The organism is Serratia surfactantfaciens (assembly GCF_001642805.2).
Lineage (GTDB): Bacteria > Pseudomonadota > Gammaproteobacteria > Enterobacterales > Enterobacteriaceae > Serratia > Serratia surfactantfaciens.
Window position 1 is genome coordinate 3388312 of record NZ_CP016948.1, and the last position, 13427, is coordinate 3401738.

Below are 13427 nucleotides of genomic sequence, written 5' to 3' on the forward strand. Positions count from 1 at the left end.
ATCGAGGCAACTAATGGTATTATCGCCCGATTATTCGGTTTATTGTTTTTAAGCCTGTGGCGTTCCGGCCATCAATCATGAGAGAAGAAGCGCACTGTGATGTTGTCAAAATTTAAACGTAGCAAACATCAACAACACCTTGCACAACTGCCCAAACTCCCCCAGACGGTTGCTGACGTTCGTACTCTGTACGCGCCGTCCGACTTTCGCACCACGCTGCTGGATTCCATCGCCAACGCCACCCAACGCATCTATCTGGTGGCCCTGTATCTGGAGCATGACGACGCCGGGCGTGAGATCCTCAACGCACTGTATCAAGCCAAGCAACGGCGGCCCGAGCTGGAAATTTGCGTGCTGGTCGACTGGCACCGCGCACAGCGCGGGCGCATCGGCGCTGCCGCCGCCAATACCAACGCCGACTGGTATTGCGCCATGGCCAGCCAGCACCCGGAACAGTCGGTGCCGATCTACGGCGTGCCGGTCAATACCCGTGAAGCGCTGGGCGTATTGCATCTGAAGGGCTTTGTGGTCGACGATACCGTGATCTACAGCGGCGCCAGCATCAACGACGTTTATCTGCATCAGCATGAGAAATACCGTTACGATCGCTATCAGCTGATCACCAATGAGGTGTTGGCCGATACCCTGATCGATTACATCAAGCAGCATCTGCTGACCGCCGGCGCGGTGCAGCGCCTCGATCGCAGCGATCGGCCGAAAAGCCCGGAGATTAAAAACGAGACCCGCCTGTTCCGTTTCGCCCTGCGCCGCGCCGGTTATCACTTCCGCGGTAAGGCCGGCAACGATGAGCTGGCGGTGACACCGTTGGTTGGGCTGGGCAAACAAAGCGTGCTGAATAAAACCATTCATCACCTGATGTCGTGCGCCGACCAGAAACTGACGCTGTGCACCCCCTATTTCAACCTGCCGGCGCTGCTGGTGCGCAACATCATCTATCTGCTGCGCCAGGGCAAACAGGTGGAGATCATCGTCGGAGACAAGACCGCCAACGACTTCTATATTCCGGAAGATCAGCCGTTCAAAATCATCGGCGCACTACCTTACCTGTACGAGATCAACCTGCGCCGCTTCCTGAGCCGGTTGCAGCGTTACGTCGATACCGGCCAGCTGATCGTGCGGCTGTGGAAGGATGGCGATAACAGCTATCACCTGAAAGGCATGTGGGTGGACGAAGAGTGGCAGCTGATTACCGGCAATAACCTCAACCCGCGCGCCTGGCGGCTGGATCTGGAAAACGCCATTCTGATCCACGATCCCAAACAAGAGATGCGCGAGCAGCGGCAAAAAGAGCTGGAGTGCATCCGCACCCACACCACTGCGGTCGGCCATTATCAGGAGCTGCAAAGCATTCAGCAGTATCCGATCAAGGTGCGTAAGCTGATTCGCCGCCTGCGCCGCATCCGCATCGATCGGCTGATTAGCCGCATCCTGTAAGCTCTACGCTAACCCCGGCCAAGGCCGGGGTTTTCATTACAGCTGTATCTCCTTGCCTTTGCGATGCAGCCGGAGCGAAACCAGCAACGCCAGCAGGCACATGCCGGAGACATACCAGAAGAAAGCGTTCTCCACGCCGAACGATTTTAGCGACAGCGCGACATATTCCGCCGAGCCGCCGAACAGGGCATTCGCCACCGCATAAGACAAGCCCACCCCTAACGCGCGCACCTCCGGCGGGAACATCTCGGCTTTAAGCAGCCCGCTGATCGCGGTGTAGAAACTGACGATGAACAGCGCCAATACGATCAGGCCAAACGCCATAAAAGGGTTGGTCACTCCTTTCAGAGCGAACAGGATCGGTACCGTCAACACGGTGGCGAAGGCTGAGAAGATCAACATCGAGCTGCGACGGCCGATTTTATCCGAGAACGCGCCCACCGCCGGCTGCAGCAGCATAAAGACGAACAGTGCGACGGTCATGATGGCGCTGGCCAGCTTGGCGTCCATACCGGCGGTGTTGACCAGATATTTCTGCATGTAGGTGGTGAAGGTGTAAAAGGTCAGCGAACCGGCGGCGGTAAAGCCCAGCACCATCAGGAATGCCTTGCGGTTTTTCCACAGCCCCGTCAGCGAACCGGCATCCTTGTGGTTACGCGTTTTCGCATCGGAGGTTTCATTCAGCGAACGGCGCAGGTACAGCGCCACCACCGCCAACACCGCCCCCAAGGCGAACGGAATACGCCAGCCCCAGGCCTTCAGCTCTTCGCCGGACAAAATTTGCTGCAGGATCACCAAGACCAGCAGCGCCAGCAGTTGCCCGCCAATCAGCGTGACATACTGGAACGAAGCATAGAAACCACGTCGCCCCTTGATCGCCACCTCACTCATATAGGTGGCGCTGGTGCCATATTCTCCACCTACCGACAGCCCCTGGAACAGGCGGGCGATCAGCAGCAGCGCCGGCGCCCAGCTGCCGATCGATTCATACGTCGGCAGGCAGGCGATCACCAGCGATCCGGCGCACATCATGCAGACCGACAGCAGCATTGAGTTTTTACGGCCATGTTTGTCAGCGATGTAGCCAAATAGCCAACCGCCGATCGGCCGCATGAAGAAGCCGGCGGCGAATACCCCGGCGGTTTGCAACAGCTGCGTGGTGCTGTTGCCTGCCGGGAAGAACGAGGCGGCAAAGTAAATGGAACAGAAGGAGTAAACGTAAAAATCAAACCACTCCACCAGATTGCCTGATGAAGCCCCGACGATAGCGAAAATGCGTTTCTTGTTATCGAGCGCCCCCTGTTCGACGCCATGCTCACCCTCAAGAGCCGAGGTTGTTTCTGTCATGATGTTTTCTCCGAGCCATAGCAATGATGAAATTCGGCTTCCTGCCGCCTGGTGTTACTTTATTGTTATTTATAAGTTAACAGCCAAACTTAATAGCGGGCGAAGAATATCTGACATTCGTGGAAACAATGAATTGGTTTTGTGATGAATATTAAACAGTACGATGAAAGCTGAAGCGGGTTACAACGGGGATTTTCCATTTTTCCCATAGCCGAAAGCCCTGAACTGACGTTCAGGGCTTTCGGCTTTGTTTGATGCCTGGCAGTTTATGGCGGGCGTCCTGCCCGCCCCCCTTCGGGCCGTTGCTTCGCAACGTTCAAATCCGCTCCCGGCGGATTTGTCCTACACCATTCGTCTCAGGATGCCCATGCTCGGGCAGAACGCCAGATAACAGACAAAACAAAAAGCCCCATGCTTTCGCATGAGGCTTGTTGTTTTATTTGATGCCTGGCAGTGTCCTACTCTCGCATGGGGAGACCCCACACTACCATCGGCGCTACGGCGTTTCACTTCTGAGTTCGGCATGGAGTCAGGTGGGACCACCGCGCTATTGCCGCCAGGCAAATTCGTTTTAATCAACCCGCTTCATCGCTGAAGCCAGTCAATCCAATCTGTAAACAAGCTGAATATTGTCTTGGTCTCACCAAAACACCTTCGGTGTTGTAAGGTTAAGCCTCACGGATCATTAGTACTGGTTAGCTCAATGCATCGCTGCACTTACACACCCAGCCTATCAACGTCCGAGATTGGCGGCCAGGCGATGGACGTCATCCGCACGCAGGGCGATATCGCCGGGCTGAAGGCACAGAAAGACCCGGCGGCGCTGGCGCAGGCCAGGGAGCAGCTTGAGAAGGGCGGCAAACCGACGAACGATGCGGCGGTGATGAAGCAGGCGTATGACAACGCGATGCGGCAATACGGCACCGGCAGCGATCTGCAGAAGGCGGCGCAGGCGGTAACGGGGGCGCTGACGGCGCTGGCGGGCAATAACCTGGCGGGCGCGCTGGCGAGCGGTGCTTCGCCATACCTGGCGACGGAAATCAAGAAACGGGTCGGTGAAGACAACATCGCCGCCAACGCAATGGCACACGCTGTGCTGGGTGCGGTAACGGCGCAGCTGAACAACCAGTCAGCCACCGCAGGGGGGCTGGGTGCGGGCGGCGGGGAACTGGCGGCGCGCTACATTGCCGGCGAACTGTTCCCGGGCAAAACGGCGCAGCAGCTGAGCGAAAGCGAGAAACAGCAGGTCAGCGCGCTGAGCCAGTTGGCTGCAGGGCTTGCAGGCGGGTTGGCGACGGGCGATACTGCGGGAGCGGTGACCGGCGGGCAGGCCGGCAAGAATGCGGTGGAGAATAACGCACTGAGTGATATTGTTGACGCTGTATCTCAGGGTAAGACTCCTCAGCAGGTAGCCGAAGAGCGTGTCGATGCAGAAAACGAGCGCTATAAGCAGCAAAACTGTGCCGGAATGAGCGCGGAAGCGTGCTCGGTGAAGATGTATACTGAACGACGGGAAGAACTGAAAGATATCCTGTCGACAGGTGCAGATTTTGTGCCAGTGGTAGGGGATATCAAGAGCTTTGCAGAAGCGCAGAGCGCGCTGGATTACTTGGTTGCGGCGATAGGCATCATTCCTGGGGCTGGAGATGCAGCTGGTAAGGCAATTAAGGCCGCCGAAACAGCGCTGAAGAAGGGGGATGTCGCTGAAGCGTCGAAGCTGATTAATAAAGCTAGTTCTGAAATATCCGCAAAAACTCCAACTGGGTCGAAAGGTAATCCGCTAAATGTAATTGATGGTTCGAATAAACCGACGATAATCAACAACCGGGATTACTCCAGCCACTCACTGGATCGTATGCAACGTCAAGGCATTACACCAACCGCAGTAGAAAATGCGATACGTCCAGAAAATGCTGTGGTAGGTAAAAGGCCGGGTACAACGGCGTATTACGATGGTAAGAATAATATAACAGTGATTACGGATACCAAAAGTGGAACTGTTGTCACTGTTGATTATGGGAAAATAAAACAATGATCTTACTTTCTGATATGACATTGAGCGAATATGACCAACGCCAACTTTCCTTGATGGAGGAAATGTTGGATCTGTATTCATCGGATAAGATATCGCTTAAAAAGCTGATTGATAATTTAGAAGGTTTATTGTTTTGTTTGCAATCAGTTGATGTGGAATGGAAAAATGAATTCCATGAACACTGGTTTGTCTTAGAGCAGGTATATGCAGTTGCATTATTTAGAAATGAAAGCATTGATCCTGAAGATCCTGATATTCAAGGAACTTTAAAAAAATTAAGACATTTATTGAAAAATTAGCAACATTGAAAGATCCCGGCCAACTGACCGGGATCTCTGCTTTTAAGCCCAAAATCCCCCACCTTCTCGCCGCCGTAACCGGATCACCCCGGGTGCGGCGATGATCTCCAGTTGTTCCGCGTCGGTAATGCCGGACTCGGTGATCCACTCCCCGCCAATAATCAGCTCGCCGTTCTCCCGCACCCAGTCCGCCCCTAAATCTTGCCGCTGCTGGCTGGCCTGGCACAACGCTTTCCAGGTGGCGTTATCGGTGACGAGGGTGATCCACACCCCCTCGGGTGTGCTTACAGTTCTCCCGCGCCCAATAGGCTCCTAAATCCTGCCTATCTTGGCTGGTCTTGCAGAGTTTTTCCTAGCTGGCTTCGTTAGTGACGACAGTGATCTTGAGTGTGGGATGCTGAATCGTCTCGGCCGGCGTCAATGCCGGCAAGGGGCATGAGAGCGGCAACGGCCTGACCCATACCGAAACTACCCTGGATGCGGGCAGCCGTCTCAACCTGACCAGCGGCCGCGGCACCAAATTGAAAGGCGCGTAGGCCAGCGGCGAAAAGGTTACCGTCGACGTGGGCCGTGACCTGACGCTGCAAAGCGAACAGGACAGCGACCGCTATGATGCCAAACAGCAAAACGCCAGCGCGGGCGGCAGTTTCACCTTCGGCTCGATGACCGGCTCCGCCAACGTAAGTGCCAGCAAGGACAAGCTGCACAGCAACTTCGACTCGGTAAAAGAGCCGACCGGGCTGTTTGCCGGCAAAGGCGGATATGACGTCAAGGTCAAAGAGCATACCCAGCTCGACGGCGCGGTGATAGCCAGCACGGCAGACTAAGAGAACAACCGCCTCGATACCGGCACGCTGGGTTGGAAGGACATCCACAACCAGGCGGACTACAGCGCGACGCACAGCGGCGGCAGCTTCAGCACTGGCGGGCCGGTGGGCAAAGAGCTGTTGACCAACGCGGCCGGCGGTATGCTGTCGGGCGCCAACAACAGCGGGCACGCCGAGGGCACGACAAAAGCCGGGGTCAGTGAGGGAATGCTGATAGTCCGTGACACCGACAAACAGCAGCAGGATGTGGTGCAGCTGAACCGGGATACCGAACATGCCAACGACGGCAGCATCAGCCCGATATTCAACAAGGAGAAGGAGCAGAACCGGTTGAAGCAGGCGCAGCTTATCGGCGAGATTGGCGGCCAGGCGATGGACGTCATCCGCACGCAGGGCGATATCGCCGGGCTGAAGGCACAGAAAGACCCATCCACCGTGTACGCTTAGTCACTTAACCTCACAACCCGAAGATGTTTCCATCGTTCGTGCTGCAAACATTTGAGAGACTCTATGACAGGTTACTCTTTATCCCAGTACATCTACGGAGGGATAAATTTCAGCCGTCATGTTTCAATTTTCAGCTTGTTCCAGATTGTTAAAGAGCAAAATACTTCGCAGCATACTGTCGCCAATATACTCTGAAGTATTGAAATACCGGACTATATGGTGGAGCTAAGCGGGATCGAACCGCTGACCTCCTGCGTGCAAGGCAGGCGCTCTCCCAGCTGAGCTATAGCCCCATACAGTCACGTGCAGTACCTTTTCCACTTCTGAGAAGTGGTAGGCCTGAGTGGACTTGAACCACCGACCTCACCCTTATCAGGGGTGCGCTCTAACCACCTGAGCTACAAGCCTATAAAGGTATTTCTGCTCGTTACTTTCTATCAGACAATCTGTGTGAGCACGCCACTCGAACTAATATCTTTAGGTAAGGAGGTGATCCAACCGCAGGTTCCCCTACGGTTACCTTGTTACGACTTCACCCCAGTCATGAATCACAAAGTGGTAAGCGCCCTCCCGAAGGTTAAGCTACCTACTTCTTTTGCAACCCACTCCCATGGTGTGACGGGCGGTGTGTACAAGGCCCGGGAACGTATTCACCGTAGCATTCTGATCTACGATTACTAGCGATTCCGACTTCATGGAGTCGAGTTGCAGACTCCAATCCGGACTACGACATACTTTATGAGGTCCGCTTGCTCTCGCGAGGTCGCTTCTCTTTGTATATGCCATTGTAGCACGTGTGTAGCCCTACTCGTAAGGGCCATGATGACTTGACGTCATCCCCACCTTCCTCCAGTTTATCACTGGCAGTCTCCTTTGAGTTCCCGGCCGAACCGCTGGCAACAAAGGATAAGGGTTGCGCTCGTTGCGGGACTTAACCCAACATTTCACAACACGAGCTGACGACAGCCATGCAGCACCTGTCTCAGAGTTCCCGAAGGCACCAATCCATCTCTGGAAAGTTCTCTGGATGTCAAGAGTAGGTAAGGTTCTTCGCGTTGCATCGAATTAAACCACATGCTCCACCGCTTGTGCGGGCCCCCGTCAATTCATTTGAGTTTTAACCTTGCGGCCGTACTCCCCAGGCGGTCGATTTAACGCGTTAGCTCCGGAAGCCACGCCTCAAGGGCACAACCTCCAAATCGACATCGTTTACAGCGTGGACTACCAGGGTATCTAATCCTGTTTGCTCCCCACGCTTTCGCACCTGAGCGTCAGTCTTCGTCCAGGGGGCCGCCTTCGCCACCGGTATTCCTCCAGATCTCTACGCATTTCACCGCTACACCTGGAATTCTACCCCCCTCTACGAGACTCTAGCTTGCCAGTTTCAAATGCAGTTCCCAGGTTGAGCCCGGGGATTTCACATCTGACTTAACAAACCGCCTGCGTGCGCTTTACGCCCAGTAATTCCGATTAACGCTTGCACCCTCCGTATTACCGCGGCTGCTGGCACGGAGTTAGCCGGTGCTTCTTCTGCGAGTAACGTCAATTGATGAACGTATTAAGTTCACCACCTTCCTCCTCGCTGAAAGTGCTTTACAACCCGAAGGCCTTCTTCACACACGCGGCATGGCTGCATCAGGCTTGCGCCCATTGTGCAATATTCCCCACTGCTGCCTCCCGTAGGAGTCTGGACCGTGTCTCAGTTCCAGTGTGGCTGGTCATCCTCTCAGACCAGCTAGGGATCGTCGCCTAGGTGAGCCATTACCCCACCTACTAGCTAATCCCATCTGGGCACATCTGATGGCAAGAGGCCCGAAGGTCCCCCTCTTTGGTCTTGCGACGTTATGCGGTATTAGCTACCGTTTCCAGTAGTTATCCCCCTCCATCAGGCAGTTTCCCAGACATTACTCACCCGTCCGCCGCTCGTCACCCAGGGAGCAAGCTCCCCTGTGCTACCGCTCGACTTGCATGTGTTAAGCCTGCCGCCAGCGTTCAATCTGAGCCATGATCAAACTCTTCAATTAAAAGCTTGATTTGCTTCCACTCGAGAAGCGATGCTCAAAGATTTACTGCATGAATTTTACTTCAGTTAGTCACTCTTCAAGACTTGATATTTTTTTGCATCCGAAGATGCTGGATATCGTCTTGTGGAGTGCCCACACAGATTGTCTGATAAATTGTTAAAGAGCAGTGAGTTAGGCGCTTTCGCTTGCTAACTCGAGGTGGCGTATATTACGCTTTCCTCTTTCAGAGTCAACCCTAATTTTCAGGATTTTTTCTCTTTCTTCCCGGCCGCTGTGTGAAGTGAATCACTTGCGCCGTGTCGATGGAGGCGCATTATAGGGAGCCGGTTCAGAATGACAAGCGATAATATGCTTTTTTTATCTGACCGCTCACTATTCATTCGTAACGCCTATTAAACCCGCTTTTTGATGGCTGCCGGCAGGTCCGCCAGGCTATTTAGCACCCAATCGGCCAACTTTTCGCCCTGCTCCGTCACCGGCTTGCCGGTACGCACCAGCACCTTGGTGCCGACGCCGGCCGCGATCGCCGCCTGCATGTCTTCCGGTTTATCGCCCACCATATAAGAAGCGGCCATATCGATGTTCAATTCCTGCTGCGCTTGCAGCAGCATGCCCGGCTGCGGTTTACGGCAGTCGCACACCTGACGATACTCTTCTACTACCGCCTCCGGATGATGCGGGCAGAAATAGATGCCGTCGAAGTCAACGTCGCGATCGGCCAGCGACCAATCCATCCACTCGGTCAGGTACATAAACTGGTCTTCGCTGAACTTGCCGCGCGCAATGCCGGACTGATTGGTCACCATCACCAGCGCGAAGCCCATCTTTTTGAGTTCGCGACAGGCGTCAATCACGCCGTCGATAAAGTGGAAGTTGTCGATTTCATGGACATAACCATGGTCAACATTAATCGTACCGTCACGATCGAGAAAAATTGCTGGAACGCTTTGTGTCACCGCTTTGCTCCTGAGGGCCTGTATACGCTGACAGTATCGCATGTTTTACCCCACGCTGAGAACGCCGGAGAACGTCGTTGGCCGTTGACTTAGACGTCTAGACGCCTTAACATCTGATCCATACCTTGGTTCCACGCCGAGGTTTACTTTTATCTAGCCACGGGCAACCACGCTAAAATAAGAAGAATATGATTAAACTTTCTAACATCACTAAAGTGTTCCAGCAGGGTTCGCGCACCATTACCGCGCTCTCTGACGTGACCCTTCACGTCCCTGCCGGGCAAATCTATGGCGTTATCGGGTCTTCCGGTGCCGGCAAAAGCACGCTGATCCGCTGCGCCAACATGCTGGAGCGCCCCACTTCCGGCCAGGTGCTGGTCGATGGCCAGGATCTGACGTCCCTGTCGGAAAGCGAACTGACGCGCGCCCGCCGCCAAATCGGCATGATCTTCCAGCACTTCAACCTGCTCTCTTCCCGCACGGTGTTCGGTAACGTGGCGCTGCCGCTGGAGCTGGACAATACGCCGCGCGCCGAGATCAAGAAACGCGTGACCGAACTGCTGGAGCTGGTTGGCCTGGCGGACAAACACGACGCCTACCCGGCCAACCTGTCCGGCGGCCAGAAACAGCGCGTGGCGATCGCCCGTGCGCTGGCCAGCAACCCTAAAGTGCTGCTGTGCGACGAAGCCACCAGCGCGCTGGATCCGGCCACCACCCGTTCCATCCTGGAACTGCTGAAAGACATCAACCGCCGTCTGGGTCTGACCATTCTGCTGATCACCCACGAAATGGACGTGGTGAAACGCATTTGCGACCAGGTCGCGGTCATCAGCCAGGGGCAGCTGATCGAAAAAGACAGCGTCAGCGAAGTGTTCTCACACCCGAAAACCCCGCTGGCCCAACAGTTCATTCAGTCCACGCTGCATCTGGATATCCCGGACGACTACGCTGCGCGCCTGTCGCCGGAGCGTCAGGGCGGCCGCCAGCCGCTGCTGCGTCTGGAGTTCACCGGCCAGTCGGTCGATGCGCCGCTGCTGTCTGAAGCCGCTCGCCGCTTCAACGTGAACAACAACATTATCAGCGCCCAGATGGATTATGCCGGCGGCGTGAAATTCGGCGTGATGCTGGCGGAGCTGCACGGCAGCGACGAAGACGCGCTGGCGACGATTAAGTTCCTGCAAGAAAATCAGGTAAAAGTAGAGGTTCTGGGTTATGTCTGAGGCAATGATGTGGTTGATGGCGCGTGGCGTATGGGAAACCGTCATGATGACCTTTGTCTCCGGCTTCTTCGGTTTCGTGCTCGGCCTGCCGGTAGGCGTGCTGTTGTATGTCACCCGCCCGGGGCAGATCATCGCCAACAATTCGCTGTATAAAATTTTGTCCGGGCTGGTGAACATCTTCCGTTCCATCCCGTTCATTATTCTGCTGGTTTGGATGATTCCGTTTACCCGCATGATCGTCGGCACCTCGATCGGTCTGCAGGCGGCCATCGTGCCGTTGACCGTGGGCGCCGCGCCGTTCATCGCGCGCATGGTGGAAAACGCCCTGCTGGAAATCCCGTCCGGTCTGGTGGAAGCCGCGCGCGCCATGGGCGCCACGCCGATGCAGATCATCAAGAAAGTGTTGCTGCCGGAAGCCCTGCCGGGCCTGGTTAACGCCGCGACCATCACCCTGATCACCCTGGTGGGTTACTCGGCCATGGGCGGCGCAGTCGGCGCCGGCGGCCTGGGGCAAATCGGTTACCAATACGGTTATATCGGTTATAACGCCACAGTGATGAATACCGTATTAGTATTACTGGTAGTTTTGGTTTATCTGATCCAGTTCTGCGGCGATCGCATCGTCAAAGCCGTTACCCATAAATAGTTTCACAGCATATTAATGCGAGTCTAATGAGGAAGGGATATGTCGTTAAAATTTAAATCCATCGCGGCAATTGGCGCACTGATCGGCACTCTGGCTCTGACGGGCTGCGGCCAGGATGAAAAGAATCCAAACCACATCAAAGTCGGCGTGATCGTCGGCGCTGAGCAGCAAGTCGCCGAAGTGGCGCAGAAAGTGGCGAAAGAGAAATACGGTCTGGACGTCGAGCTGGTGACCTTCAACGACTACGTGCTGCCTAACGAAGCGCTGAGCAAAGGCGATATCGATCTGAACGCCTTCCAGCACAAGCCTTATCTGGATCAGCAGATCAAAGACCGCGGTTACAAGCTGGTGCCGGTCGGCAACACCTTCGTTTACCCGATCGCCGGTTACTCCAAGAAAATCAAATCGCTGGACGAGCTGAAGGAAGGTTCGCAGATCGCACTGCCTAACGATCCGACCAACCTGGGCCGTTCGCTGCTGCTGCTGCAGAAAGTTGGTCTGATCAAGCTGAAAGACGGCGTTGGCCTGCTGCCGACCGTGCTGGACGTGACCGAGAACCCGAAAAACCTGAAGCTGGTTGAGCTGGAAGCGCCTCAGCTGCCGCGCTCTCTGGACGATCAGCAGATCGCGCTGGCGGTGATCAACACCACCTACGCCAGCCAGATCGGCCTGACCCCGGCGAAAGACGGTCTGTTCGTGGAAGATAAAGACTCGCCTTACGTCAACCTGCTGGTTGCGCGCGAAGATAACAAAGATGCGGAAAACGTGAAGAAATTCGTTCAGGCCTATCAGTCTGACGAAGTTGACGCGGCCGCCAACAAAATCTTCAACGGCGGAGCGGTGAAAGGCTGGTAAGCGCTTATTCACCCATTTTATTCCTATAATTGCAAGACGGGCCAAGGCCCGTCTTGTTATTTCCGCCATAGCTTGCTTCAATAGCGCCACTTTCATTAAGGCAGAGGAATCTCAATGCGTGTTTTACCTCTCTGTTTGTTAGCGCTCGCGCTGGCCGGATGTTCATCGCAGCGTATCGCGCCATCCTCAACAAGCAGCACCAGCAAGCCGACCACCACCGCTCCGGCCAAAACCACGCCGGCCGCCCGCCCCGCTCCGGTAAAACTGTATAAAAGTGCAGAAGAACTCGTGGGCAAGCCGTTCCGCGATCTGGGTGAAGTGTCCGGCGAATCGTGCCAAACCACCGTGCAAGACTCTCCACCAAATCTGGCCACCGCCCGTAAACGCATGCAAATCCGTGCGTCTTACATGAAGGCCAACGCCGTGCTGCTGCACGACTGCCAGATTGTCAGCGGCGTCGCCGGTTGCTATCAGCAGGCCGTTTGTCAGGGCTCGGCGCTTAACGTCTCGTCCAAATGACCGAATTCGTTTTCGAGCAGATCGGCGTGATCCGCTCGCCGTATAAAGAAAAATTCGCCGTTCCCCGCCAACCGGGGCTGGTCGAAGACGGCGGCGGTGAACTGCTGCTGCTGCCGCCCTACAACCAGGCGGAAGCGGTGCGAGGCCTCAGCGATTTCAGCCATCTGTGGGTGATGTTCATCTTCCATCAAACCATGGAGGGCGGCTGGCGGCCAACGGTGCGCCCACCGCGCCTGGGCGGCAATGCCCGTATGGGCGTGTTCGCCACTCGATCCACCTTTCGCCCCAATCCGCTCGGCATGTCCCTCATTGAACTGAAAGGCGTGCGGGTAAAAAACGGCGAAGTGGCGCTCGAGCTGGGCAGCCTCGATCTGGTCGACGGCACCCCGGTGGTGGACATCAAGCCTTATCTGCCGTTCGCCGAGAGCCAGCCGCAGGCCCGCGCCGGTTTTGCCCAGGCCGCGCCCGCCGGCGATATGCCGGTGCGTTTTGCGCCGCAGGCCGAGCAGCAGCTGCAGCAACATCAGGCGCGCTACCCGCAATTAAGGCGTTTTATCAGCCAGGTGCTGGCGCAAGATCCCCGTCCCGCCTATCGTAAAGGAGAGGACGTCGAACGGGATTACGCCGTCTGGCTGCTGGATTTCAACGTGCGCTGGCGCGTCGTGGACGGTCACACCGAAGTGCTGTCGCTCGACCCGCGTTAAAATTCCGCCGCCTCTCTTTTGGCGACCCGCTCGCGCTGGTAAACTAAATCACTTTTTGGCCGCCACTCTGGCAGCCCGATGCAATTTGCAGTT

11 protein-coding genes, 2 tRNA genes, 2 rRNA genes and 1 pseudogene are annotated in these 13427 nt (G+C 55.7%); 9 read left to right on the forward strand and 7 right to left on the reverse strand.

Annotated features, from left to right (window positions below):
* Positions 1-99 precede the first annotated feature (99 nt).
* A complete protein-coding gene (pssA, locus tag ATE40_RS15985; RefSeq protein ID WP_063919964.1) occupies positions 100-1455 on the forward strand; it encodes a CDP-diacylglycerol--serine O-phosphatidyltransferase in 1356 nt (451 codons plus the stop codon).
* A 36-nt stretch (positions 1456-1491) separates the two neighbouring features.
* Here the strand turns inward: pssA and ATE40_RS15990 are convergent, their stop codons facing one another.
* Both ATE40_RS15990 and rrf read right to left on the reverse strand, forming a co-directional pair.
* Positions 1492-2802, reverse strand: coding sequence for an MFS family transporter (locus ATE40_RS15990; protein WP_063919965.1), 1311 nt, complete (start codon positions 2800-2802; stop codon positions 1492-1494).
* A gap of 445 nt (positions 2803-3247) precedes the next feature.
* Positions 3248-3363, reverse strand: a 5S ribosomal RNA gene (rrf, locus tag ATE40_RS15995).
* A gap of 199 nt (positions 3364-3562) precedes the next feature.
* Here rrf and ATE40_RS24505 point away from each other — a divergent pair.
* Both ATE40_RS24505 and ATE40_RS24775 read left to right on the forward strand, forming a co-directional pair.
* Positions 3563-4837, forward strand: coding sequence for a VENN motif pre-toxin domain-containing protein (locus tag ATE40_RS24505; RefSeq protein ID WP_069168308.1), 1275 nt, complete (start codon positions 3563-3565; stop codon positions 4835-4837).
* Positions 4834-5136 carry a hypothetical protein gene (locus ATE40_RS24775; RefSeq protein WP_156785437.1) on the forward strand — a complete coding sequence of 101 codons (303 nt, stop codon included), beginning with the start codon at positions 4834-4836 and terminating at the stop codon, positions 5134-5136. The genes ATE40_RS24505 and ATE40_RS24775 overlap by 4 nt, the downstream gene beginning before the upstream one ends.
* 42 nt (positions 5137-5178) lie before the next feature.
* Here ATE40_RS24775 and ATE40_RS16005 read toward each other — a convergent pair whose 3' ends face one another.
* Positions 5179-5442 carry a hypothetical protein gene (locus ATE40_RS16005; RefSeq protein WP_084799176.1) on the reverse strand — a complete coding sequence of 88 codons (264 nt, stop codon included), beginning with the start codon at positions 5440-5442 and terminating at the stop codon, positions 5179-5181.
* A 98-nt stretch (positions 5443-5540) separates the two neighbouring features.
* Here ATE40_RS16005 and ATE40_RS24300 point away from each other — a divergent pair.
* A pseudogene (locus ATE40_RS24300) lies at positions 5541-6401 on the forward strand (hemagglutinin repeat-containing protein); the annotation flags it as partial.
* A gap of 226 nt (positions 6402-6627) precedes the next feature.
* On the opposite strand, the gene ATE40_RS16020 reads toward ATE40_RS24300, so the two are convergent.
* From ATE40_RS16020 to gmhB, 4 genes are all read right to left on the reverse strand, one after another.
* Positions 6628-6703 (reverse strand) — tRNA-Ala (locus ATE40_RS16020).
* A 38-nt stretch (positions 6704-6741) separates the two neighbouring features.
* Positions 6742-6818 (reverse strand) — tRNA-Ile (locus ATE40_RS16025).
* Between the two features lie 74 nt (positions 6819-6892).
* Positions 6893-8434 (reverse strand): 16S ribosomal RNA (locus tag ATE40_RS16030).
* Between the two features lie 392 nt (positions 8435-8826).
* On the reverse strand, positions 8827-9390 hold the full coding sequence (gene gmhB, locus ATE40_RS16035; RefSeq protein ID WP_015378880.1) for a D-glycero-beta-D-manno-heptose 1,7-bisphosphate 7-phosphatase: 564 nt from the start codon (positions 9388-9390) through the stop codon (positions 8827-8829).
* Positions 9391-9578: 188 nt separating this feature from the next.
* Here gmhB and metN point away from each other — a divergent pair, with 188 nt between their 5' ends.
* The 5 genes from metN (at position 9579) to tsaA (ending at position 13334) form a co-directional block, all read left to right on the forward strand.
* Entirely contained in the window at positions 9579-10610 is a 1032-nt protein-coding gene (metN, locus tag ATE40_RS16040) for a methionine ABC transporter ATP-binding protein MetN (protein ID WP_019455782.1), read from the forward strand.
* Entirely contained in the window at positions 10603-11256 is a 654-nt protein-coding gene (locus ATE40_RS16045) for a methionine ABC transporter permease MetI (protein WP_004932010.1), read from the forward strand. The genes metN and ATE40_RS16045 overlap by 8 nt, the downstream gene beginning before the upstream one ends.
* 39 nt (positions 11257-11295) lie before the next feature.
* Complete coding sequence (locus tag ATE40_RS16050) at positions 11296-12111, forward strand: MetQ/NlpA family lipoprotein (RefSeq protein ID WP_019455780.1); 816 nt, start codon at positions 11296-11298, stop codon at positions 12109-12111.
* 114 nt (positions 12112-12225) lie between these two features.
* Positions 12226-12630: an Rcs stress response system protein RcsF gene (gene rcsF / locus ATE40_RS16055; protein ID WP_004932006.1), complete on the forward strand. Its 405-nt coding sequence runs from the start codon at positions 12226-12228 to the stop codon at positions 12628-12630.
* On the forward strand, positions 12627-13334 hold the full coding sequence (gene tsaA, locus ATE40_RS16060; RefSeq protein WP_033644898.1) for a tRNA (N6-threonylcarbamoyladenosine(37)-N6)-methyltransferase TrmO: 708 nt from the start codon (positions 12627-12629) through the stop codon (positions 13332-13334). Before rcsF ends, tsaA begins: the two co-directional genes overlap by 4 nt.
* Positions 13335-13427: the final 93 nt, after the last annotated feature.